This window comes from Nonomuraea sp. CX421 (assembly GCF_059358955.1).
Window position 1 is genome coordinate 69,843 of record NZ_JCADBK010000004.1, and the last position, 23,183, is coordinate 93,025.

Below are 23,183 nucleotides of genomic sequence, written 5' to 3' on the forward strand. Positions count from 1 at the left end.
CTCGCGAGCCGATGCGGCACCTGAGGAGTCCGGAGTGATCCGCGAACCGATGCGGCACCTGAGGAGTTCGGAGTGATCCGCGAGTTGCTGGCCGACCTGCCGAAGGCTCGGGTGTTCCTGACCGGGGTCGGCGCGGAGACGCTGCCCGGCGGGGGCGGCGCGGCCGGCGGGCTCGGCGGGGTCGGTGGGCTCGGCGCGGTCGATCTGGATCGGGATCTGCTGGAGCCGCCGCCGGTGACGGAGCGGGTGCACGAGGTCCTCGTGATCGCCGGCACGCCCGCCGACCTGCGGCGCGCGGCCACCCTGCACAAGCTGCTGCCGGAGGCGCGGCGCGTGGTCGTGGCCGTGCTCGACACCCCGGCCTCGCATCCGGCTCCGGTGCCGACGCCGACTCCCGCGCACCGGTGGCGCTCCCTGACGGATCTGCGGGTGCACCGGCCCAAGGACCGGGTGTGGGTGGTGGACGCCCGCTTCTCGGCCCCCACGCCGGCGGGCCGTACCGTGGCGGCGACGGCGCGCGCCTTCGCGGGGCACCGGCTGGACGTGATCGCGGCGCCGGCGGCGGCGATCGCGGGCGTCGGCTCGGCCGACTGGCGGCCCGGCGACCCCAACGCGACCCCCGCCGAGATCGGCGGACCGGTGCCCGAGCGGGTCGGCGCGCCGGGCGGTGACGTGGTGCTGCGCACGCTGGAAGCCGGCGAGCCGGCCCCGCGCACCCCCGTCCCGGCCGACCCGCACGAAGCGCGGGACCCCGTCGCGGCCGGTTTGGACGAAGCCCGCGCCCCCGTCCCGACCGGCCCGTACGAAGCGCGGGACCCCGTCGCGTGGACCGGTGACGAGACGCCCGTCGAGCGGCCGACGTCGCGCGCCGCCAGTTGGGAGCGGCTGGGCCGGCCAGGCGGCGGCGCGCTGCCGCTGGCCGATCCGGACGTGCTGGGCGACCCGTCGATGGTTCCGCCGGTCGACGAGCGCCTGGTGAACCCGCAGGGGTTCGTCACCACGCCGTCCCGGGGCATGGCGTCGCTGGAGGAGCGCGACGGGCGCTGGTCGGTGGTGCTGGACGGGCGCCTGGTGACGGCGTTCGCCGAGTCGGGCGGGGTGACCGACGCGGACGTGTCCAGGCTGAGGCAGATCCGGGGCCTCACGGTCGACTGGCGGCACGCGCACAGCGGGCCGCTGGCCGCCGTGCGGGTGCTCGCGGGGCTGGCCGCGGCGGGGATCCCGCTGGTCGCGGAGAGCGTGCCGCGCTGGGCGGGCGCTCTCGGAGCCGAACTGATCACGTTGGTGACGACAGATCCCGACCTCTCCGATGATCTCCGGCGGGAGGAGCACAGCGTCCGGCTGCGCCGCGCGGCGCTGCGCACGCACGGCGTGTCCGCCCGCTGGGAGCAGCTCGGCGCGCCCGCCCAGGCGCCACCGCTGACCTCCGTGCTGCTCGCCACCCGCCGGACCGACATGGTGGGCTTCGCCCTCGACCAGGTCGCCCGCCAGCGCGGAGCGCGGGTCGAGGTCGTCCTCGCCCTGCACGGCCTGCCCCGGGGACACCCCGACGTGGCCCGGGCGATCGCCGCCTTCGACGGGCCGCTGACCGTCTACGAGGCCGGCCACGACGAGATCTTCGGCCAGGTGCTGAACAACGCGGCCGCCCGCGCCTCGGGCTCGTTCCTGCTCAAGATGGACGACGACGACTGGTACGGGCCCGACTTCCTGTCCGACCTGCTGCTCGCCCACTCCTACTCCGGCGCGCAGGTGGTGGGGACCGTGCCCGAGTTCGTCTACCTGTCGTCGATCGACGTCACCGTGCACCGCAGCCAGATCACCGAGCAGATCACCAGTTTCGTCGCGGGCGGCACGATCCTGGCCGAGCGGTCGGCGTTCCAGGCGGTCGGGGGGTTCCGGCCGCTGCGCCGCTCGGTCGACACCCAGTTCCAGGAGGCCATGCAGGCCGCGGGCGGCCAGATCTACCGCACCCACGGCCTCGGTTACATCCTGCGCCGTGGCCCCGCCGCCAACCACACCTGGCAGGAGCCGATCGGTACGTTCCTGCGTCGCAACAGGGACCAGTGGCGCGGCTTCCGCCCCAGCGCGCTGATGGAGCTGGACGGGAGCGACCTGCCGTGACCCTCGACCAGCCCGCGTCCATGCCGCGAATCCGGCGCCAGGACTTCGGCGTGCTGACCCCGCCCCGCCTCGGCGACTGGCAGCCCACCCTGACCGTGACGGTCGTCATCCCGGCCCACGACCGGCAGGAGACGCTGGACCTCACGCTGGCGGCGCTCTCGGCGCAGAGCTACCCCGCGGAGCTCACGGAGATCGTCGTCGTGGACGACGGCAGCACCCCTCCCCTGCGCCTGCCGGAGATCGTCCCGCCCGGAACCCGGCTGATCCCCGCCCCGCCCGGCGGCTGGGGCCGCGCCTGGGCCGTCCAGACCGGCCTCGACGCGGCCACCGGCGACGTCGTCCTCGTCCTGGACGCCGACATGGTCCCCCACCGCGAACACGTCGAGGCGCAGCTCCGCTGGCACCACCTCGCCCCGTACCTGGTGGTGCTGGGCTGGATCGACTTCACCTCGGCCGAGCGGCGGCCCACGCCGGAGCGGGTCCGCGCGGCCGTGCGGACGGGCACGGAGGAGGGCCTGTTCCCGCTGTCGTCGCACCGCCACGACTGGGCCGAGCAGATCATCGCCGAGCACGACGGCCTGCGCACCGCGCCCAGCTCGCTGGCCACCAGGATCCACGTGGGCGCCAGCGCGTCCTACCCCGCCGCGCTGCTGCGCTCGATCGGCGGCCTGGACACCTCGCTGGTGCTGGCCGAGGACACCGAGCTGGGCTATCGGCTGACCCAGGCGGGCGTGGTCTTCGTGCCCGACCCCGAGGCGCGGGCCTGGCATCTCGGGCTGCCCACCGCCATGCGGGACTTCGCCGCCCTCAAGCGCCACAACGACCCGTACGTGGCGGACCGGGTGCCGTACCGCCGTTATCTTCGTACGGATCCCGGCCGCCAGTGGCTCGTGCCGTACGTGGACGCCTACGTCCCGGCCGGGGCCTACGAGGACGTGCGCGCCACGGTCGACGCCCTCCTGGCGAGCAGCCTTCCGGACATCCGGGTCACCGTCACGGGTCCGTGGGCGGCTCTGGGCACCGGCCGCCGTTCCCCGCTGCGCGACCCCGACCTGGACCTGAGGCTCGTCCACGCCACGTTCGAGCACGACCCGAGGGTCCGCCTGGCGGGCGACTCCGCCTGGCCGGACGCCGGGCGCGCGGCCGGTCCGGGGCGGGAGGTCGTGCCTCCCTTCCGGCTGCTGATCCCTCCTGGCTGGGTCCCGGCCCGTGACTCCGTGGAACGGCTCGTCGGCCACCTGGAGGAGCACGACGGCGGCGTCCTGTGCCTGGCGCTGGACGAGACGGGCGAAGGGGTGGTGGTGGCCCGGCTGGAGCGCGTGTCGGCCCTGGCGCGCGCCGCCCTGGTGGCCGAGCCCGGAGAGCGCCTGGACGACGTCCTCGACGAGGTGTTCGGCCTCGAATGGCTGGACGGGCCGGCGTGGGACATCACCCGCAGACCGCTCGTCTACCCGCCGCGCCGGCGGCCCGTCCCGGAGGCCGAGCGGCTGGCCATGCGGCGGGAGAAGGAGCTCGCGCAGCTCCGCGACCGTACGGCGGACCTGCGCGCCGAGCTGGCCCGGCTCCGCAGGGAGGTGGGCAAGAGGGAACGGGACACCGCCCGGTGGCGCGACAAGGCCGAGACCTGGCGCCGGGAGGCGGTCCGGCTGTCACGCGTCCAGGAACGTACGGTGCTCAGGAAGGCCGTCCGCCGGATCCGCGCCTTGGCCTTCCCGCACTCCTGACGCCTGCGCGAAAGGCGTCTCCCGGGCGGAACGTACGGGTTCCGGGGAACGGCTCCGGGAAGGCTCGGTTACTCGTCGCCCTCGACGCGCATCACACTCGCCACGGCGCGGACGATGTCGAGGTCGCGCAGTCCTTCCATGGTGGCCGTGAGCGCCGCGTCGGTCGCCCGGTGGGTGACGATGACGAGCTGCGCGTCGTCACCGCGCCCCTCCTGGCGGACGGTCTGGATCGAGACGTCGTGCTTGGCGAACAGATCGGCCACCGTGGCCAGCACGCCGGGCTTGTCGGCCACGTCGAGCGCCACGTGGCAGCGGGTGACCGTCTCGCCCATCGGGTGCACGGCCAGCGACGCGTAGGTGGACTCCTCGGGACCGCGGGTGCCCGCGAGCCGGTTGCGGCCCACCGCCACCAGGTCGCCCAGCACGGCGGACGCGGTCGGCGCGCCGCCCGCGCCCTTGCCGTAGAACATCAGCTGCCCCGCCGACTCCGCCTCCACGAACACCGCGTTGTACGCCTCGCGCACGCCGGCCAGCGGATGGGAGCGCGGGATCATCGCCGGATGCACGCGCACCCCGATCGACCGGCCGTCGTCGGACCGGGCGCAGATGGCCAGCAGTTTGATCACGTAGCCCATGGCCTTGGCCGAGGCCACGTCGGTGGCGGTGATGTCGGTGATGCCCTCGCGGTGCACCTCGGCGGCGGTCACCCGGCTGTGGAAGGCCAGCCCGGCCACGATCGCGGCCTTGGCGGCGGCGTCGAAGCCCTCGACGTCGGCCGTGGGGTCGGCCTCGGCGTAGCCGAGGGTCTGCGCCTCCTCCAGGGCGTCGGTGAACGACGCGCCGGTGGAGTCCATCTTGTCGAGGATGTAGTTGGTGGTGCCGTTGACGATGCCCAGCACCCGCTGGACGTGGTCTCCGGCCAGCGACTCGCGCAGCGGCCGCAGCAGCGGGATGGCCCCGGCGACGCTGGCCTCGAAGTAGAGGTCGCCCTTGCCGGCGCGGGCCGCCTCGTGCAGCGTCGCGCCGTCCTCGGCCAGCAGTGCCTTGTTGGCGGTGACGACCGACTTGCCCCGCGACAGGGCGGCCACGATCAGCGACCGGGCCGGCTCGATGCCGCCGATGACCTCGATCACGATGTCGACGTCGTCGCGGGCGACCAGCGACTCGGCGTCGGTGGTCAGCAGCTCGGGGTCGATCTCGACGTCGCGTTTGCGGCCCAGGCGGCGCACCGCGACGCCGGCCAGCTCCAGCGGCGCGCCAATGCGCGCGGCCAGGTCGTCGCCCTGCTCGCGGATCAGGCGGATGACCTGGGAGCCGACGACCCCGCAGCCCAGCAACGCAACCTTCAGCGGTTTCACAGCTGCCCCCTCAACAGGTCGTCCTCGGTCTCGCCCCGCACGATCACGCGAGCCTCGCCGTCGGCGACGGCGACCACGGCGGGCTTGGGCAGGTAGTTGTAGTTGTGCGCCATCGAGCGGCAGTAGGCGCCGGTGGCGGCCACGGCGATCAGGTCGCCGGGAGCGAGGTCGGCGGGCAGGAAGCAGTCGCGGACCACGATGTCGCCGCTCTCGCAGTGCTTGCCGACGACGCGGCTGAGCATGGGCTCGGCCGAGCTCTCCCGGCTGGCCAGCACGGCGGTGTAGTCGGCGCCGTAGAGGGCGGTGCGCAGGTTGTCGCTCATGCCGCCGTCGACGCTCACGTAGGTGCGCAGCCCTTCGACGTCCTTGACGGTGCCGACCTCGTAGAGGGTGACCCCGCCGGGCCCGACGATGGTGCGGCCCGGCTCGACGGTCAGCCTCGGCACCGGCAGCCCGGCGTCGGTGCAGACCTTGGCGACGATCTCGCGCAGGCCGTCGGCGATCCGCTTGATGTCGGGGGCCTCGTCGCCCTCGATGTAGGCGATGCCGTAGCCGCCGCCGAGGTCGAGCTCGGGCAGCAGCACGTCGTGCTCGGCCTTGATCTGCACGAGCAGCGTGGCCAGGCGGCGCGCGGCCACCTCGAACCCGGCCGTGTCGACGATCTGCGAGCCGATGTGCGAGTGGAGGCCGACGAGCTCCAGCGACGGCAGGGCGAGGATCCGGCGGACCGCCTCGGCGGCGGCGCCGGAGCTGAGCGACAGGCCGAACTTCTGGTCGTCGTGGGCCGTGGCGATGAACTCGTGGGTGTGCGCCTCGACCCCGGTGGTGACCCGGACCATCACCTTGGGCCGCTTGCCGTGGCGGTCGGCGAGGAAGCCGAGGCGGGCGATCTCCTCGTAGGAGTCGACCACGATGTGGCCGATGCCGGCCTCCAGGGCCCTGGTCAGCTCGGCGACGGACTTGTTGTTGCCGTGCAGGGTGATGCGCTCGGGCGGGAATCCGACGCTGAGCGCGACGGCCAGCTCACCGCCGCTGGCCACGTCGAGGCCGAGGCCCTCGTCGTGCAGCCAGCGGACGACCTCCTTGCAGAGGAACGCCTTGCCCGCGTAGTGGACCTCGGAGCCGGCGAACGCCGTGGCGTAGTCGCGCATGCGCGAGCGCACGTCGTGCTCGTCGAGCACGTACAGCGGGGTGCCGTGCTCGCGGACCAGCTCGCGGACGTCGACGTCGCCGATCGCGAGCGCGCCATCGACGCGGCCGGACGTTCGGGGCCAGATCGTGGGATTGATCCGGTTGAGGTCGGCGGGCGCCAGCGGGGGGCGCTCGTGGGCCGGCGGCTCGGCGTGGCGGTCTCCGGCGGGATGGGCGAATCGACTCACCCGAACGAGGCTATCGGAACCCTTGTTCCTCCTGGACCGGCTGCCCACGTATCGAGACGGAATCCGGCCTGAGCAGGGATATTTTTACGGTTTTTAACCGTTTTACCAGATATTTTACGAGGATTCACAAGCGGTCCGGGCCGACGAGCACCTCGCGCACCACACCCGCCAGCCGCACGCGGGCCGTGTGCACCGGACCGGGCGGCTCGTCCCCCGCCGGCACGGCCGGAGCCAGCTCGTGGGCGTCATGGTAGGCGAGCGCGAGCCGTACCAGGAAGGACTCCCAGCCCGGCGAGACGCTCGCGCGCCTGCTCGGGAGCTCGGCCAGGACGCGCAGCACGGCCCGGTCGCGCGGGTCGTCGAGCAGGTCCGGGCGGAAGCCCTCGCGCGGCACCCCCAGCTCGCGGGCCCAGCGCCGCACGGCCGTCGCGCGGGCGCGGGCGTAGCGGACCACGAACCCCGGGTTGTCCCAGGTGCGCGGGAGGTCGGGCCACGGATCAGGCAGGCCGGCGACCGGCTCCACCTCCTCGACCAGCGCACCCGGCACCGCCACGACGATCCGCAGGAACCCGTTGGACAGCGCCTCCACCCCGGACACCCCGGGCACCTCGCGGACCCGGGCGGCCAGCGCCTCGGGCGGCACGCGGCGGCGCAGGGCGGCGGCCGAGACGTAGACCGCCTCCCGCTCCCATGTCCCGTCCGGCGCCGGGGGCTCGCCCAGCACCCCGGCGAGCCGCCGCGCCGTCATGGCGACGACCCTACGGGCATCCGGCCGCCCCGGTGTACGACGCGGGGGCCACCGGTCAGATCAGCGCGTGCGGCTCGGCGGAGCCGTACTCGACCAGGTGGGCCGCGCCCAGCAGCCAGCGGTCCTCGTCGCGGACCCGGACGTAGCCGAACCGGTCGGCCGAGAACACCTTGACCCCGTCGGCGCGGCACTGGCGCATGAGCACGGCGTCCCACCCCTCGGTCAGGTCGGCGAACCCGAGCTCGCGCAGCACGCCCCGGCGGGCCAGCAGCGTGGCCCCGGCGACCTCCGGCAGGTAGGAGTATTCGGCGTCGGGCTGCTTGAGCAGCGTGGCCTGCGGCTTGCGCAGGTGGGCGTAGAAGGCGGCCTTGCCGACGATGTCGGCCGTGCTGAACAGGAAGGCCCGGCTGAGATCGGACAGGTAGTGGGGGCCGTAGACGTCGCGCGGGTCCATCACCGAGACCAGGTCGGACTCGCACAGGTCGAGACCCCGGTCGAGCATCGCCCCGGCCGACAGCCCCGGGTCGAGGTCGCGGAAGACCACGTCCACGCCGGGCAGCACGTCGCGGGCGCGCAACTCGGACTCCGGCGGGCCGAACACGACCAGCTGCGACACCGTCGCGGACTGGCGCGCCACCTGGGCCAGCGCGTGCTCCAGCAGCGACCGGTCGAGCACCGGCAGCATCACCGAGATATCGAGCGTGGCCCGGTGGCTGGGCAGGCCGATCGCCTCCAGCAGGTCGTCGACCCGTTCGGTCATCGTGCCGGTGGCGTAGGCGCGGCGCAGGGCGGCGTGCGCCCTGCGGGAGTCGGGCTCGTCGCCGATGGGGGTGCCACAGGCCGCGATCTCGGCCAGCCGCCACTGCGGGGTGCCGGGCGGGCAGTCGACGGCGGCGGGCCAGCGGTAGGAGGTCAGCACGTCGGGATAGGTGAGGTGGCCGGGCAGCAGCTGGTCCAGCGTGAGCACCCGGTCGACCCGGCCGCCGGCCAGCGGCAGCGGGTTGTGCACCCGGGGCTGGACGCCGAACGACAGGCGCCGCCAGCCCTCGGCGGCATGGGTGCTGAAGCGGTGCTCGAACAGCTCGGCGGCGGCGGCGTAGTCGGCGATGTCGCCCTGCGTGTGCCAGAACACCGTGCGGATGCCGCGCTCGGCGCACCAGGCGAGCAGCGCCCTGAGCCCGTCGCCCGGCTCACCGACGATCTCCTCGGCCCACGGCCCCCGCGTGACCGACTCGACCACGAGCAGGTGGGGCACCTCCAGGGGCAGCACGCGGGCGAAGTCGCGCGGCGTGAACCCGGTCGTCTGCCGCCACTCGTAGCGCAGCAGCGCCTCGGCGTGCGGATCGGCGATCACCGCGGCCGTCAGGTGCGGGCGCGTGTTGGGCCCGGTGGGCACCCGGAACGGCTTCAGCCGAAAGGACGCGCCGTCGAGCTTCCTGATCGAGGTGGTGGCCTGGAAGGCGGCGCCGGGCCGCTCGTCCTTGGCCCGCCGGCCGCCCGCGACCGGAGCGCGCTTGGGCGCCGAGGGCCGCTTGACCGGCTTGGCCGCGCCCTTGAGCCCCTTGGCCAGGCGCACCGGGTTGTTCTTGCCGCTCTTGATGGCGTCGCCGAGACGGTTCCAGCGGGCCACCTTGATCGAGGAGAGCTTCCAGTTGGCCACCTCGGCCTGGTAGCGCTGCTCGGCCAGCTCCTTGCGGAGCTTCTCGGCGGCGGCCCGCTCGGCCTCCAGGCGCTCCTCGGTCTCGGCCAGCCGCTCGGCGAGCGCCCTGGCCTCCTCGGCGTCGCTCTCGGCGCCGGCCAGCCGCGACTGCGCGGCCTCCAGCAACCTGGCCAGCTCGGCCGCGTGCTCCGCCTGGGCGATCGCATCACGCAGCGCGCGCCTCGTGCTCTCCAGCTCAGTGCTCACCGAGACCTCCGATTCCTAGCCCGGCAAAGGATACTCTTCTGCAGGAAGCGTCTCGAAGGGATGAGATTCCGGTGCAGTTCAACGTGCGGCCCTACGTCTGCGGCGCTTTCGGCCGGGTCGACTCCGTCGTCCTCGGCAAGCTGACGGGAGCCGGGCCTCGGGTCCGTCCCGCCCTGCAGACGGCCGAGGCCGCGCTGTTCAGCTCGGCGCCGCTGCCGCCCTACCACCGCGCCGACGGCGCGTTCGCGTTCTCCTGGGGCGAGCGCCGGCCGCCGGCGCTCGGCGACTGGATGTCGGTCGCCGAGACCTACGAGACACCGGGGCTGATCGGCGACGGCGAGCGCGTCACGCTGCACGCCGGCGCGCTCGGCCTGGTCGACGTCTATTACGTACGCCTGGGCGACGCGGTCTACTTCTCGTCCCTGATCCAGCCGCTGCTGTCGCTGGTCCCGATCGAGCTCGACTGGGCCGCCTGGGCCTCGATCATCCAGGTGACCTTCCCGCTCGGCGACGCCACCCCCTACTCCCAGGTCAAGCGGCTGCCGGGGTCGAGCGCGCTGACGTACGAGCGGGGGGCGCTGGCCACGGAGCGCAGGCTGCCGCGGTGGCTGCGGCGCGAGCCCTACGAGGCGTGGACCCCGGCCGGCGAGCTGCTGGAGATCCTGCACGACGTCTACAAAGACTACGACGGGCGGCGGCTGCTCGTGCCGGTCAGCGGCGGCTACGACTCCCGGCTGCTCTGCTCGGTCGCCGTGGCCAGGGGCGCCGACGTCGAGTCGTGGACCACCAGCCCCGACGACGGCACCGACACCGACATCGCGTTCGCCAGGGCGATCACCCGCGAGCTGGGCGTCGAGCACCGGGTGATCACGCAGGACCCGGCCGCCTATCCCGGCGACGCGATGGAGGTGGCGCGCAGGCTCGAATACCTGACGCCGCACCACGCCTGGTACGCACCGTTCGCCCAGGAGGTGCACGGCTCGGGGCGGATGCTGGTCGACGGGCTCGCGGGCGGGCCGCTGCTGAAGAACTTCATGGTCAGCGGCGCCGCGCTGGAGGCCACGTCGCAGGCCGAGCGGTCGGCGGCCGTGCTCGGCTCGCTGAGCCTCGGCGCCCCGTCGCGGCCGTTCCTGTCGCCCCGGGCGGCGGCCTGGATCGAGGAGGCCGTCAGGGAGCAGTTCGGCGCCGCCACCTCGATGCTCCACGGCCACCGGGCCGAGCTGCCGCTGTCGGTCCTGCACACCCGCACCGTGCGCGGCATCGCCCGCTCGGCGGTCAACCTGGTCGGCCCCGAGGCGTCGTTCGCGGCGCCGTTCATCCACCCCGACTTCTTCGACGCGGCGCTGTCGGTGGGCGTGAGCCGTAAGGACCAGGGCCGCTTCTACCGTGAGCTGCTCCACGCGGCCAACCCACGGGTGGCCGCGCTGCCGTCCACGAACGTCGTCAAGCAGCCGCTGCGGCGGGTCCCGCTGCGCTCGGCCGCCGCTCCCGCGCGCGCCTACTCGCACCGCATGCTGAGCACCGTGGCCGAACGGGTGCCGTCGCTGCTGTCGGAGGAGCTGCACGAGGTGATCGGCGGCGGCCCCGACGCGCTTACCCGTTTCCGTGGCTGGAACGACCGTTTCTGGGTGCGTGGGTTGGTGTTGTTCGGGTTGTGGCTGAATGACTTTGAGAACGACCTGGATGAGCTGTCTCCACCGTTCTGAAATGAACTGCGGGTAACAACGCGGTTACGCAGTGATCTCCTGGGTATTAAGGGCTGCACAGCAATAGCGGTTCCGGAAAGCCGACGGGCTGGTAGTGTTCGGCCCGTAAGCGCCGCACAAGCGGGCACTGGATCACAAATCCGGTCTCGTCAAGGGCATGAGGTTCGCAGGGATGACGACCTCAGGCGGCGCGGTCACCAGATAGCAAACGCCGGGGAACCGGTGACTTCGTCCTGCCCACATCTCCTTCTGTGAGCGACATATGATCAACGCATCCCCATCGCCGGAGCCGATTTCCGAGGCGTTCGTCTCGGAGGATCCCTCTTGGTACAAGCGGGCGGTGTTCTACGAGGTTCTCGTCCGCGGGTTCAAGGACTCCAACGGCGACGGCACCGGAGACCTTCGCGGTCTCATCGAGAAGCTGGGCTACCTGGAGTGGCTCGGCGTCGACTGCCTGTGGCTGCTCCCGTTGTACGAGTCGCCGCTGCGCGACGGTGGCTATGACATCTCCGACTACATGAAGATCCTTCCTGACTTCGGAGATCTCGCGGACTTCATTCAGCTGATCGAAGCCGCCCACGAGCGGGGCCTGCGGATCATCACCGACCTGGTGATGAACCACACAAGCGACCGGCATCCCTGGTTCCAGGCCTCCCGTCACGACCCCGAGGGGCCGTACGGCGACTTCTACGTGTGGGCCGACGAGCCCACCGGCTACCCTGACGCGCCGATCATCTTCATCGGGGCGGAGGAGTCCAACTGGACCTACGACCCGGTGCGCAAGCAGTACTACTGGCATCGCTTCTTCCACCACCAGCCCGACCTCAACTACGACAACCCGGCCGTGCAGGAGGCGATGCTGGAGGTCCTGAGGTTCTGGCTCGACCTCGGCATCGACGGGTTCCGGCTGGACGCGGTGCCCTACCTGTTCGAGCGGGAGGGCACGGCCTGCTCCGGCCTGCCCGAGACGCACGCCTACCTGAAGAAGATCCGCGCCGAGGTCGACCGGCTCTACCCCGACCGGGTGCTCCTGGCCGAGGCCAACGGGTGGCCCGAGGACGTGGTCGAGTACTTCGGCGACCCCACCGTGGGCGGCGACGAGTGCCACATGGCCTTCCACTTCCCGCTGATGCCGCGCATCTACATGGCGGTCAAGAAGGAGACGCGCGAGCCCATCTCGGAGATCATGTCGCGCACTCCCAAGCTGCCCGACACGGCTCAGTGGGGCATCTTCCTCCGCAACCACGACGAGCTCACGCTCGAGACGGTGACCGAGGAAGAGCGCGACTACATGCACAACGAGTACGCCAAGGACCCCCGGATGCGCGCCTACCTGGGCATCCGCCGCCGCCTCGCGCCCCTGCTCGAAAACGACCGCGACCGGATCGAGCTGTTCACCGCCCTGCTGCTGAGCCTGCCCGGATCGCCGGTCATGTACTACGGCGACGAGATCGGCATGGGCGACAACATCTGGCTCGAGGACCGCGACGCGGTGCGCACGCCGATGCAGTGGAGCCCCGACCGCAACGCCGGCTTCTCGGCCGCCGACCCCGGCCGCCTCTACCTGCCCGCCGTCATGGACCCGATCTACGGCTACCAGGCGGTCAACGTCGAGGCCCAGCAGCGCAACAGCGGCTCACTGCTCCACTTCACCCGCCGCATGCTGGAGATCCGCCGCAACCACCCGGTGTTCGGCACCGGCGCCTACACCGAGATGTGGTCGTCCAACTCCGCGGTCCTCACCTACATCCGTGAGGAGGGCGACGACGTGATGCTCTGCGTCAACAACCTGTCGACGTATCCCCAGCCGGTGGAGCTCGACCTGCGCCGGTTCACCGGCATGACGCCGGTCGAGGCGCGGGGCGGGGTGCGGTTCCCGGTGATCGGTGAGCTGCCCTACCTGCTCACGCTGCCGGGTCACGGCTTCTACTGGTTCGCGCTCAGGCCCTGAGCGTCCGCGCGTCCGGCACGGCGAAACCGTGCCGGACGCTTTCGGCATGTGGTGCCCTCGGCCGGTTCAGCGGGCCGTGACAGGCACCTGGGCGCGGGCGGCGCGGCGGGCCGGGAGGAGCGCCACCGCCAGTGCCGCGCCCACCGCCGCCAGCACGGCGAGCGTCAGCGTCAGCGCCGAGGGTGCCCGGCCGATGCCGGCGCCCACCCCGCTCGTGTGCCCCTGCAGGTCGATCAGGCCGGTCACCATGGAGACCCCGGCGGCCGTGCCCGCCGCGACACCCAGCACGACGAGCAGCCCGGTGCCGGTCACGAGCGTCGCCATCACCTGCCGCGGCGTCAGCCCCATCGCCTTGAGCACCGCCAGGTCCAGCGCGTGGTCACGCAGCCCCAGGGCGCTGGCCGTGAGCAGGTTGGCCAGGCCGATCAGCGCCAGCACCGCGATCAGTGCCACGATCACCACCCGGATCACCGCCAGCCGGTCGGCGGGGTTGACCACCCGCTGCACCTCCAGGCTCTCGGCCGACTCGGCCAGCAACCTGGCCCGCACCTCACCGGGGTCGGCTCCGGGGCGCAGCGCCAGCGCGTAGTGCTCGGGCGGCACCGAGTCCTTGGCCGCCAGGCTGTCGAGGCCCACGGACAGCACCTCGCCGTCGAGGTCGGGCTCGACGGTCCGGCCGACGATGCGCACGATCAGCGGCGAGCCGCCCACGGTCAGCCGTACCCGGTCGCCGATCTTCAGGCCGAGCAGGTCGAGCAGCCCCTGCCCGGCGACCGCCTCGCCTGGCCGGCCGTACATCCGGCCCTCGACCACCGGGAACGGGTAGGGCTCGCCCGTGGTGCCGAGCGCCCGCACCCGTACCGAACGAGCCTCTCCGGGAGCCAGCGCGTTGACGTCGGTGCCCGGGTAGACGGCGCGCACGTCGGGATCCTCCACGGCGATGCGCCTCGCCTCGGCCGGATCCAGCTTGCCTGGCTTGACGTAGAGCGACGCGTGCTGGCCGACCTGCTCGGGATGGCTGAGGAAGCCGTCGAGCGTGGACCAGACGCCCAAGCCGATCGTGATCATCATCATCGGCACAGCCAGCCCGAACACGGTCAGGAACGCGGGCAACCGCCTGGTGAAGGCGTCGCGGGTGCCGAGGATCAGCGCGGGTGGGAGGCGTACGAGGAGGGCGAGCCGGGCCATCCTGGACAGGTGGCCCCGGGGCGGCGCCGTGGGGGCGTCCGGGATGGGCGGGGTGCGTCCGCCGTGCCACGCGGGCACGCCCACCGCGGCCAGCACGACCAGCGCGGTGCCGGCGACGATGGCGAGCATGGGCATCGGCGGGGCCGAGACGCCCAGGAAGGCCACCGTCACCCCCCAGCCGGCCAGCGTGCCGATCCCGACGCCGAGCAGGCCGAGCGCGCCGTGCTCGACCAGGAGCAGCAGGGCGACCTGGCCCCTGGTGAATCCCAGTGACTTGAGCGTGGCCAGGTCGCGTAACTGACCGAGCACCCGCCCGCCGGCGGCGTTGGCCAGCGCGAGCGCGGCGGCCACCATGCCGACCACGCCGAACAGCGCCAGCAGCGTGCCGAGCAGCCGGTTGTCCAGCTCCATCGCGGCTCGGACCTCGCGCCAGGTGTAGACCCGCTGCAGTTGGTCCTCCAGCATGACGACCACGCGCTGCGAGACGAGCTGCGCCGAGTCGGGGTCGGCCAGGCGCAGGCCGGTCACCCACTCACTGCGGCCGAGCATGGGCTCGATCCGCTCCAGCATGGTGGGCAGCACCCAGGCCAGGCCGGGCGTCCACTCGGGATAGAAACCCTGCTCGGCGGAGTCGGCGATGCCGCGCACGTACAGCGTGTGGCGCTCTCCGCTCAGCGCGATGATCGTGAACGGCGCACCGACCCTCAGCCGCAACGAGGTGGCGAACGACCGCTCGACCACCACGCCGTCGAGCTGGGCTGAGTCGAGCCAGCGCCCCTCGACCACCACCGGGTGGGCCACCAGCGGGCGCGCCGCGGACATCGCGCGCAGCGCCGCGGGCTCCTTCTTGCCGTCCTGAGCGACGGTGACGGGCGCCGAGCGGTAGGGCCCCGCGGTGTCGGCCACGCCGTCGATCTCGCCCACCGCGGCACGGGGACTGTCCTTGGTGTAGAGCCACACGTGGGCGCCGTCGGTCTGCGCCGACAGGTTACGCCATGGATTGGTGCCGTCTTCGAGCAGGGTGACGGCGGTGATGAGGGCGGCCACGATCCCGGCCACGGCGAGCACAGTGAGGGTCGCCTGGCCCTTCCTGGCCCGCAGGTCGGCTCTGATCCACCGGCCACCGGCCAGCGCTGTGCTCATGTCGCCACAGCTCATCTCACCCGTTCATCTCGCCAGGGCTCATCTCGCCACGCTCATCTGAGGTCGATCACCGCGCCGGCCGTGCCCGTGCGCCGGCGCGCGATGCGGCCGTCGTCGACGATCTCGCCGTCGAACAGGGACACCAGGCGGTCGGCCAGGCTCGCCACCCGGGCGTCGTGGGTGACCATGATGATCGTCTGGCCTTCCTTGTGCACGTCGCTGAGCAGGCGGAGCACGTCGCGGGTGTTGCGGCTGTCGAGGTTGCCCGTGGGCTCGTCGGCCAGCAGCACGCTCGGCTGGTTGGCCAGCGCGCGGGCCAGCGCGACTCGCTGCTGCTCGCCGCCCGACAACTGGCCGGGAGCGGCGTCCGCGCGTTCGGAGAGGTTGAGCGCGCCCAGCAGGTGCTCGCGGCGCTCGCGGGCGTCCTTGGGTGAGACGCCGGCCAGCAGCGCGGGTAACTCCACGTTGTCGGCCACCGTCATGTTGGCGACCAGGTTGAAGAACTGGAACATGAATCCGATCTTCTTGCGCCGCAGCAGCGCCCAAGCGCTCTCGGAGAGCGTGTCGACGCGCTGGTCGTCGAGCCAGATCTCGCCGCTGGTGCGGGCGTCGAGACCGCCGAGCATGTGCACGAGGGTCGACTTGCCCGACCCCGACGGCCCCATGATCGCGACGAACTCTCCCGGCTCCACCTGCAGATCCACCCCCCGCACGGCCGGCACGGGGACGGCTCCGCCGGAGTAGATCTTGACCAGGCTGACCGTCTTCACTACCGGGTTCATGCGAGATCCTCCTGACACCGCTCCAGCCAGTCGAGATCGGCTTGCAGATGCAGCATGGCACCTTCGATGAGCAGAATCGCCACCCGATCGCCGGGCTCGATGTGAACCAGGAGGTCATTGAGGTCGCGCATGAGCGAAAGATAGTGTCGGCGCTGCCTGCTGATCAACGCCATGCGGTCGGCGATGCCGGTGAGCGGGGCCAGCACGAGCTTCATGAAGAACTCATCGCGGACCCTCGGGCCCTCGGTGGGCTCGTCGACCCACGCGGTGAGCGCGTCGCGCCCCTTGGCGGTCAGGTAGTAGACCTTCTTGTTGGGCCGGTTGGACTGCTCGACGTCGACGGCTCTGACCAGTCCATCCTTCTCCAGCCTGCCGAGCGTCACATAGATCTGACCGATGTTGGGAGAGGGATAGGCACTGCCGAAGGTCTGCTCGAGCGCCTGTTTCAGCTCGTATCCATGGGCAGGCTCTTTTGCCAGGAGCGCCAGCAGGTGCGGCCGCACCGCCTCACCTCCCTGTTCTGTTACGTGAGCGTTACGAAGCAATCCGTTGACCACCAGATTACCTCTGTGCATAACATGAATGCATCTACCTAACACGTATGTAATCGCTGAAACATGGAGGTAACAGCGTGCGTCGCTCGCTGCCGATCGTGCTGACCGTCCTACTGGCGGCCAGTTGCGCGGGTACGGGCGACGAGGGCGGTGACGACACCGGGACGGGCGGAACAGGCCCGATCACGTTCGCCACCGGGCGCGACACCACGGCGTACCTGCAACCCCTGCTGGACCGCTGGAACCAGGCCCACCCGGCCGAGAAGGTGACGCTCCTGGAACTGCCCGAGGCCGCCGACGAGCAGCGCGCGCAGATGGTGGCCAATCTCCAGGCTCGAAGCAGTCGCTACGACGTGCTCGGGCTTGACGTGGTGCAGACGGCGGAGTTCGCGGAGAACGGCTGGATCATCCCCCTGGAGCGCGGGCTCTTCCCGCTCGACAGGTTCCTGCCGCCCGTCGTGGACACCGCGGTCTACAAGGGCAAGTTGTGGGCGGTGCCGTACACGAGCAACGCGGGCCTGTTGTACTACCGCACCGACCTGATCAAGAAGCCGCCTCGCACCTGGGCGGAACTTCGCAAGGCAGCACAAGAAGTAAGAAAAAAGCACGATATTGACGGGTACGCCGGACAGTTCCTCGCCTACGAGGGGTTGACGGTCAACTTCTCCGAAGCCGTGCAGTCAGCGGGCGGGCAGGTCGTCAGCCCCGACGGCACGCGAGTGACCCTCGACCCCGCCAAGGCGGCGACGGCACTGGCCTTCCTGCAGCAGGGGCTGCGCGAGGGCTGGATTCCCAAGGAGTCCCTGAGCTACAAGGAGGAGGAGTCACGCCTGGCCTTCCAGGAGGGCCGGCTGGCGTTCGTCCGCAACTGGCCGCACGCGTACGGCCCGGCCAAGGCCAAGCTCGGCGACAAGTTCGCGGTCACGAGACTGCCCGGCCTCGACGGTCCCGGCTCCAGCTCGCTGGGCGGGATCAACCTGGCCGTCAGCGCCTCCTCCAAGCACCAGCACACCGCACAGGAGTTCATCCGTTACTTCACGGGCCTGGAGAACGAGCGCCGGGTCCTCACCGAAGGTTCCTTCCCTCCGGTGTGGTCCGAGCTCTACGACGATCCAGAGCTGATCAAGCGCTTCCCCTACCTGCCCGTGCTCAAGGAGAGCATCCTCGCCGCCAAGCCGCGGCCGGCGAGCGCCAACTACAACCAACTGAGCCTGGTCATCGCCAGCTCGGTCACCAAGGCGCTCAGCCCTCCCTACAGCGAGTCCGCCGACGACATGGCGGTCTCGCTGAAATCCGAACTCGAAGAGATCATCAGAACCCAGTGAGGCAGTAATGCGAAACGCCAGAGCAGCAGCCATCCTTGCCGGGCTCGCGGTAGCCGTCGCCGCGTGCGGCAACGCGCCGACGACGAGCGAGCCCACCGCGTCGAGCGCCGCCCCCGCGGGTGGCGCCAAGACGTTGGAGGGTGTCAAGCTCGAAGTGGCGGCCAAGTGGACCGGTGACGAGCAGGCCAACTTCGAGCAGGTGCTCAAGGCCTTCTCCGACAAGACCGGCGCGCAGGTGACCTACGCCTCCACCGGTGAGGACACCGGCGCCTACCTCGGCCCGCGCATCCAGGCCGGCAGCCCGCCCGACGTGGCGATCCTGCCCCAGCCCGGCCTGGTCCAGCAGTACGCCGACCAGAAGGCGCTCAAGCCGCTGACCGAGGGCGTCACCAAGGAGATCGACACCAACTACACCCCCTACTGGAAGGAGCTCGGCTCCGCGGGCGGCGAGGTGTACGGCGTGCTCATCAAGGCGGCGCACAAGTCGCTGGTCTGGTACCGCTCGCAGGCGTTCGAGGACGCCGGCGTGCAGCCGCCGACCAACTGGGACGAGCTGCTCAAGGCCGCTCAGACCGTCGCCGACTCCGGCACCCCGCCCTTCTCCTTCTGTGGCGCCTCCGGCTGGACCCTGACCGACCTGTTCGAGAACGTCTACCTCTCGACGGCCGGCCCGGAGAAGTACGACCAGCTCTCCAAGCACGAGATCCCGTGGACGGACCCCAGCGTGGCCACCGCCCTGGAGAAGATCGCGCAGATCGCGGGCAAGAAGGAGTTCGTCGCCGACGGCGCGCTGCAGACGGACTTCCCGACCTGCGTGAGCAAGGTCTACGGCCAGAAGAAGGCGGCCATGGTCATCGAGGCCGACTTCGTGGCGGTCACCGCCGTCCAGGAAGGCGCCAAGGTCGGCGAGGAGGCCAAGTACTTCCCGTTCCCGAAGGCCGGTGACACCTCCCCGGTCGTGCTCGGCGGCGACGTCGCGGTGGCGATGAAGGACTCCCCCGGCGCCATGGAGCTGCTGCAGTTCCTCGCCTCCAAGGAGGGCGGCGAGATCTGGGCCAAGCTCCCCGGCTACCTGTCCCCGAACAAGAACGTCTCCCCCGACAACTACCCCGACCCGCTGACCAAGGCGCTCGGCCAGACCATCGTCTCGGCCGGCGACGCCGTCCGCTATGACATGTCCGACCTCGCGCCGAGCGCCTTCGGCGGCACCGACGGCAAGGGCGAGTGGAAGGTCCTGCAGGACTTCCTGCGCGACCCGAGCGACATCAAGGGCGCGCAGGCCGCGCTTGAGGCCGAAGCCAAGAAGGCCTGGAAGTAAGAGGGATGGCCGTGACCGAACGGTTCAACGGCCCGCAGGACCCGTCCGAGCGAGTCTCGGGCGGGCCCCCCGCCGGACCGGCTGACACCCCCCGCAGCAGCAAGAAACAACTACGACGCCTCGGCCCCTCCCCGGCGCTCGCCATCGCCTTCCTTCTCCCGGCGGCGGTGTTGCTGGGAGTCTGGGTGGTCTACCCGATCGTTTACTCGATCTACCGGAGCCTCTTCGACTCCACCGGCACCGGATTCGTCGGACTCGGCAACTACGCCACCATCTTCTCCGACGAAGGCATGCTCACCACGATCCGCAACAACCTGATCTGGGTGGTCGCGGCGCCCATCGTGGTCACCACGCTGGGCCTGATCTTCGCGGTGCTGACCGAGCGCATCAGGTGGTCGACCGCGTTCAAGCTGATCGTGTTCATGCCGATGGCCGTCTCGCTGATGGCCGCCGGCGTGATCTTCCGCCTCGTCTACGAGGAGGACCCGGACAAGGGCATCGCGAACGCCGTCCTGACCACTGTGCACGACACGTTCTCCTCCTCCCAGGGTTACCCGGAGGCCCGTCCCCGTGAGGGCGACGAATCGCCCGTCACGGCCCAGGGCGGCGGGGCCATCACCAAGCAGGCCGCGCAGCCGGGCCAGCCCGTGCTGATCCCCATCGTCGGCGTCAAGCCGGGGATCATGCCGAGCGACGCCCAGCCCGCCAAGCCCCCGGCCGGCGGCGACACGCTGTCCGGAACGGTGTGGTTCGACTTCACCGCGGGAGGCGGCGGCACCAGCAACGCCATCGACGGCGGCGAGAAGGGCCTGCCCCGCATGACCGTGGAGGCGGTCAAGGACGGCAAGGTGGCCGCCAGCACCACGACGGCCGAAGACGGCTTTTTCCGCTTCGCCGGGCTGCCTGCCGGGTCCTACGTCGTACAACTGCCGGCGTCGAACTTCCAGGCCTCCTACAACGGCCTGACCTGGCTCGGCCCGACACTGATCACACCGGCGATCATCGGCGCGTTCGTCTGGGTGTGGGCCGGGTTCGCCATGGTGCTGATCGCGGCGGGGCTCGCGGCCATCCCGCGTGACGCCCTGGAGGCCGCCCGCATCGACGGTGCCACGGAGTGGCAGGTGTTCAGGCGGATCACCGTGCCCCTGCTGTCACCGGTGCTGCTCGTCGTCTTCGTGACAATGATCATCAATACCTTGAAGGTCTTCGACCTGGTCTTCATCATCGCGCCGTCGTCCGTCCAGCCAGAGGCGAACGTGGTCGCGCTGGAGATGTGGCGGGTGTCGTTCGGCGGCGGGAACAACCAGGGCCTGGGCAGCGCCCTGGCGATCTTCCTGCTGATCCTGGTGCTCCCCTTCATGATCATGAACATCCGCCGGTTCAGGAGGGAGAACGCATGACGACCGTAAGCGCCCCGGCGCCCGTCGGCCTGGAGGCGGGGGCTCCGCCCAGAAGTCTGGCCGGCCGGATCGTCGACCGCCTCGGCAGCGGCGTGGTCCAGGTCGTGATGGTGCTGCTCGGGTTGTTCTGGCTGGTGCCGACGCTCGGCCTGCTGGTCGTGTCGATGCGCAGCGTGCAGGTCAACAGCGCCGAGGGCTGGTGGACGATCTTCACCAAGCCGGCCGAGCTCACCCTCGAGAACTACTCCAACCTGCTGGCCAGCGGCTTCACGGCGTCCTTCTGGAACACCGTGGCCATCACGGTGCCCACCACCATCCTGGTGATCGGCATCGCCGCCATGGCCGCCTACGCGTTCGCGTGGATGGAGTTCCCGGGCCGTGACACGCTCTTCCTCGTCGTGGTCGGGCTGCTGATCGTGCCGATCCAGATCGCGCTGATCCCGATCGCCAGCTTCTACGGCGGCATCGGAATCTTCGGCTCGATTCCCGGCGTGGTCCTGTTCCACGTGGCGTTCGGACTGCCCTTCGCGATCTTCCTGCTCCGTAACTTCTTCGTCGGCATCCCGGCCTCGCTGCTGGAGGCCGCGCGGATGGACGGCGCCTCGGAGTGGAAGATCTTCGCCTCCGTGGTGTTCCCGCTGGGCAAGCCGGCGATCGCGTCGCTCGGCATCTTCCAGTTCCTCTGGGTGTGGAACGACATGCTCATCGCGCTGGTCTTCGCCAACCCCGGCAGCCAGCCGATGACCAAGGCGCTCCAGTCTCAGATGCGGCAGTTCGGCTCCAACGTGGACATCCTGTCCTCCGGCGCCTTCATGTCGCTGATCATCCCGCTGGTCCTCTTCTTCGCCTTCCAGCGCTACTTCGTGCAGGGCATGATGGCCGGCTCCGTGAAGTAGCTCCGCCGATGGCGGGCGCCCGTACACCCGCGGGGGCACGGGCGCCCGTCGTGATCATTCTGGTACGGCCCAGCGTCCAGGTTTCGGGCACGGGCCGTACCAGACCTGGATAGGCTCAACAGTCATGGCCGGTCGTCCCCTGAACGAAGTCGTCGAAGCCGGATGGGCCCACGCGCTGGAGCCCGTCGCCGAGCGGATCTCCCAGATGGGTGAGTTCCTCCGCAAGGAGATCACCGAAGGCAGGCAGTACCTCCCGGCGGGAGCTCACGTGCTGCGCGCCTTCAACCAGCCCTTCGACGACGTCAAGGTGCTGATCGTCGGGCAGGACCCCTACCCGACGCCCGGGCACCCCATCGGGCTGTCCTTCTCGGTCGCCGCCGACGTGCGGCCGCTGCCCGGCAGCCTGGTCAACATCTACAAGGAGATGGAGACCGACCTCGGCCTGCCGCGGCCCGCCAACGGCGACCTGACTCCGTGGGCCGACCAGGGCGTGCTGCTGCTCAACAGGGTGCTGACCGTCATGCCCGGCAAGCCCGCCTCACACCGCGGCAAGGGCTGGGAAGAGGTCACCGAGCAGGCCATCCGCGCGCTGGTGGCCCGTGACAAGCCGATGGTCGCCATCCTGTGGGGCCGCGACGCCCGCAACCTCGCCCCGATGCTGGGCCGGGTGCCGCGCATCGAGTCGGCGCACCCCTCCCCCCTCTCGGCGCGCAACGGCTTCTTCGGCTCCCGGCCGTTCAGCAGGGCAAATGAGCTGCTCGTTCAGCAGGGCGCGGCTCCTGTCGAGTGGAAGCTGCCCTAGCATCGTCGCCATGAGCGATAACGAGAAATTCCTACGCCTGACGGTCGAACTGACCGTCGAGGTGCTCGATGTCGATGCGCTGCAGGCCGCCGCGCTGGCCGAGATCCGGCATCCCGATGCCGAGCTCACAGAGGAGGAGCGAGCCGAGCAGGCCGAGCTCGTCACCTCCGACGAGACCGGCGCGTCCGCGCTGCAGTGGCTGATCGAGCCCGACCACGTGCTGCAGTTGGTGGACCACATCGACGAGATCGAGCCACGTGAGGCCGTGCTGGGTGTCGAGCCCTCCGACGGCCCGAGTGACGAGGACGAAGAGGAGCATGAGCACGTCTGACTTTCCGCGCTAGCCACGGCACTGCGGGTGCCGTGGCTTTTCGCTTCCTGGGCGCTCGCTAGGATCATTCACGCCGGTGAGCGCCGCCCTCTCCGCCGAGCTCGGGCAGCGAGCGGCGCCCGGCCGAGTCCGCGGGCGCGGATGGGCCGTGCCCCGAGCCGCGAGGGGGGCACCCATGATCGTCGCATTCTCCATCACTCCGCTGGGCGTCGGCGAAGGGGTCGCCGAGCCGGTGGCCCGCGCCGTCCAGGTCGTGCGCGACAGCGGTCTGCCCAACCGGACCGACGCCATGTTCACCACCGTCGAAGGCGAGTGGGACGAGGTGATGGCGGTCGTCAAGCGGGCCGTCGACGCGGTGGCGGAGGTGGCGCCCCGAGTCAGCCTGGTGCTCAAGGCCGACCTGCGCGAGGGGGTCACCGACGGGATGACGAGCAAGCTCGAGTCGCTGGAACGCCACCTGCCCTGACCATCCCCGTCGCCTTCCCCGGCGCCTTCGCCTTCGCCTTCGCCTTCGCCGGCGGCCGAGCATCGGTGAACGAAGTGCCGTTACA

The 23,183-nt window shown here is 71.0% G+C and carries 18 protein-coding genes; 11 read left to right on the top strand and 7 right to left on the bottom strand.

The features are described 5' to 3' along the window. Nucleotides 1–72 precede the first annotated feature (72 nt). Both AC5L3X_RS09085 and AC5L3X_RS09090 read left to right on the top strand, forming a co-directional pair. Entirely contained in the window at nt 73–2,121 is a 2,049-nt protein-coding gene (locus AC5L3X_RS09085) for a glycosyltransferase (protein WP_494856305.1), read from the top strand. After that, nucleotides 2,118–3,845 (top strand): glycosyltransferase, encoded by a 1,728-nt coding sequence (locus AC5L3X_RS09090; protein ID WP_494856306.1) that lies wholly within the window; start codon nt 2,118–2,120, stop codon nt 3,843–3,845. Before AC5L3X_RS09085 ends, AC5L3X_RS09090 begins: the two co-directional genes overlap by 4 nt. A gap of 68 nt (nt 3,846–3,913) precedes the next feature. Here AC5L3X_RS09090 and AC5L3X_RS09095 read toward each other — a convergent pair whose 3' ends face one another. The 4 genes from AC5L3X_RS09095 to AC5L3X_RS09110 all read right to left on the bottom strand — a co-directional run bounded on the left by AC5L3X_RS09095 (nt 3,914) and on the right by AC5L3X_RS09110 (nt 9,236). Next, on the bottom strand, nt 3,914–5,203 hold the full coding sequence (locus tag AC5L3X_RS09095) for a homoserine dehydrogenase (protein ID WP_494856307.1): 1,290 nt from the start codon (nt 5,201–5,203) through the stop codon (nt 3,914–3,916). Next, nucleotides 5,200–6,582, bottom strand: coding sequence for a diaminopimelate decarboxylase (lysA, locus tag AC5L3X_RS09100; protein ID WP_494856309.1), 1,383 nt, complete (start codon nt 6,580–6,582; stop codon nt 5,200–5,202). The genes AC5L3X_RS09095 and lysA overlap by 4 nt, the downstream gene beginning before the upstream one ends. Nucleotides 6,583–6,706: 124 nt before the next feature. Then, nucleotides 6,707–7,330, bottom strand: a complete 624-nt coding sequence (locus AC5L3X_RS09105) for an anticodon-binding protein (RefSeq protein ID WP_494856310.1) — start codon at nt 7,328–7,330, stop codon at nt 6,707–6,709. A 55-nt stretch (nt 7,331–7,385) separates the two neighbouring features. Further along, a complete protein-coding gene (locus tag AC5L3X_RS09110) occupies nt 7,386–9,236 on the bottom strand; it encodes a hypothetical protein (RefSeq protein WP_494856311.1) in 1,851 nt (616 codons plus the stop codon). A 71-nt stretch (nt 9,237–9,307) separates the two neighbouring features. On the opposite strand from AC5L3X_RS09110, the gene AC5L3X_RS09115 reads away from it, so the two are divergent. Together AC5L3X_RS09115 and treS are read left to right on the top strand one after the other, a co-directional pair. Next, on the top strand, nt 9,308–10,942 hold the full coding sequence (locus tag AC5L3X_RS09115; protein ID WP_494856312.1) for an asparagine synthetase B family protein: 1,635 nt from the start codon (nt 9,308–9,310) through the stop codon (nt 10,940–10,942). A 262-nt stretch (nt 10,943–11,204) separates the two neighbouring features. Beyond that, on the top strand, nt 11,205–12,893 hold the full coding sequence (treS, locus tag AC5L3X_RS09120; protein WP_494856313.1) for a maltose alpha-D-glucosyltransferase: 1,689 nt from the start codon (nt 11,205–11,207) through the stop codon (nt 12,891–12,893). 66 nt (nt 12,894–12,959) lie between these two features. Here the strand turns inward: treS and AC5L3X_RS09125 are convergent, their stop codons facing one another. Genes AC5L3X_RS09125 through AC5L3X_RS09135 form a run of 3 tightly spaced genes read right to left on the bottom strand, consistent with a single transcriptional unit; the run spans nt 12,960 to nt 16,509 of the window. Next, entirely contained in the window at nt 12,960–15,224 is a 2,265-nt protein-coding gene (locus tag AC5L3X_RS09125; RefSeq protein WP_494856314.1) for an ABC transporter permease, read from the bottom strand. A 53-nt stretch (nt 15,225–15,277) separates the two neighbouring features. Next, nucleotides 15,278–16,006 carry an ABC transporter ATP-binding protein gene (locus tag AC5L3X_RS09130; protein ID WP_494856315.1) on the bottom strand — a complete coding sequence of 243 codons (729 nt, stop codon included), beginning with the start codon at nt 16,004–16,006 and terminating at the stop codon, nt 15,278–15,280. Next, entirely contained in the window at nt 16,003–16,509 is a 507-nt protein-coding gene (locus AC5L3X_RS09135; protein WP_494856316.1) for a PadR family transcriptional regulator, read from the bottom strand. The genes AC5L3X_RS09130 and AC5L3X_RS09135 overlap by 4 nt, the downstream gene beginning before the upstream one ends. 128 nt (nt 16,510–16,637) lie before the next feature. Between AC5L3X_RS09135 and AC5L3X_RS09140 the strand changes: the two genes are divergently transcribed. The 7 genes from AC5L3X_RS09140 (at nt 16,638) to AC5L3X_RS09170 (ending at nt 23,098) form a co-directional block, all read left to right on the top strand. Next, entirely contained in the window at nt 16,638–17,885 is a 1,248-nt protein-coding gene (locus AC5L3X_RS09140; RefSeq protein ID WP_494856317.1) for an ABC transporter substrate-binding protein, read from the top strand. 7 nt (nt 17,886–17,892) lie between these two features. Continuing rightward, complete coding sequence (locus AC5L3X_RS09145; protein WP_494856318.1) at nt 17,893–19,203, top strand: ABC transporter substrate-binding protein; 1,311 nt, start codon at nt 17,893–17,895, stop codon at nt 19,201–19,203. Nucleotides 19,204–19,208: 5 nt separating this feature from the next. Further along, nucleotides 19,209–20,603 (top strand): ABC transporter permease, encoded by a 1,395-nt coding sequence (locus AC5L3X_RS09150; protein WP_494856319.1) that lies wholly within the window; start codon nt 19,209–19,211, stop codon nt 20,601–20,603. Continuing rightward, the gene (locus AC5L3X_RS09155) at nt 20,600–21,499 is read left to right on the top strand and encodes a carbohydrate ABC transporter permease (RefSeq protein WP_494856321.1); all 900 of its coding nucleotides are present in this window, start codon (nt 20,600–20,602) and stop codon (nt 21,497–21,499) included. The genes AC5L3X_RS09150 and AC5L3X_RS09155 overlap by 4 nt, the downstream gene beginning before the upstream one ends. A 124-nt stretch (nt 21,500–21,623) precedes the next feature. Beyond that, nucleotides 21,624–22,301: a uracil-DNA glycosylase gene (locus AC5L3X_RS09160; protein ID WP_494856322.1), complete on the top strand. Its 678-nt coding sequence runs from the start codon at nt 21,624–21,626 to the stop codon at nt 22,299–22,301. Between the two features lie 10 nt (nt 22,302–22,311). Further along, nucleotides 22,312–22,632 (top strand): hypothetical protein, encoded by a 321-nt coding sequence (locus AC5L3X_RS09165; protein ID WP_189126074.1) that lies wholly within the window; start codon nt 22,312–22,314, stop codon nt 22,630–22,632. 175 nt (nt 22,633–22,807) lie between these two features. Beyond that, the gene (locus AC5L3X_RS09170) at nt 22,808–23,098 is read left to right on the top strand and encodes an MTH1187 family thiamine-binding protein (RefSeq protein ID WP_494856323.1); all 291 of its coding nucleotides are present in this window, start codon (nt 22,808–22,810) and stop codon (nt 23,096–23,098) included. The last annotated feature ends 85 nt before the right edge of the window (nt 23,099–23,183 follow it).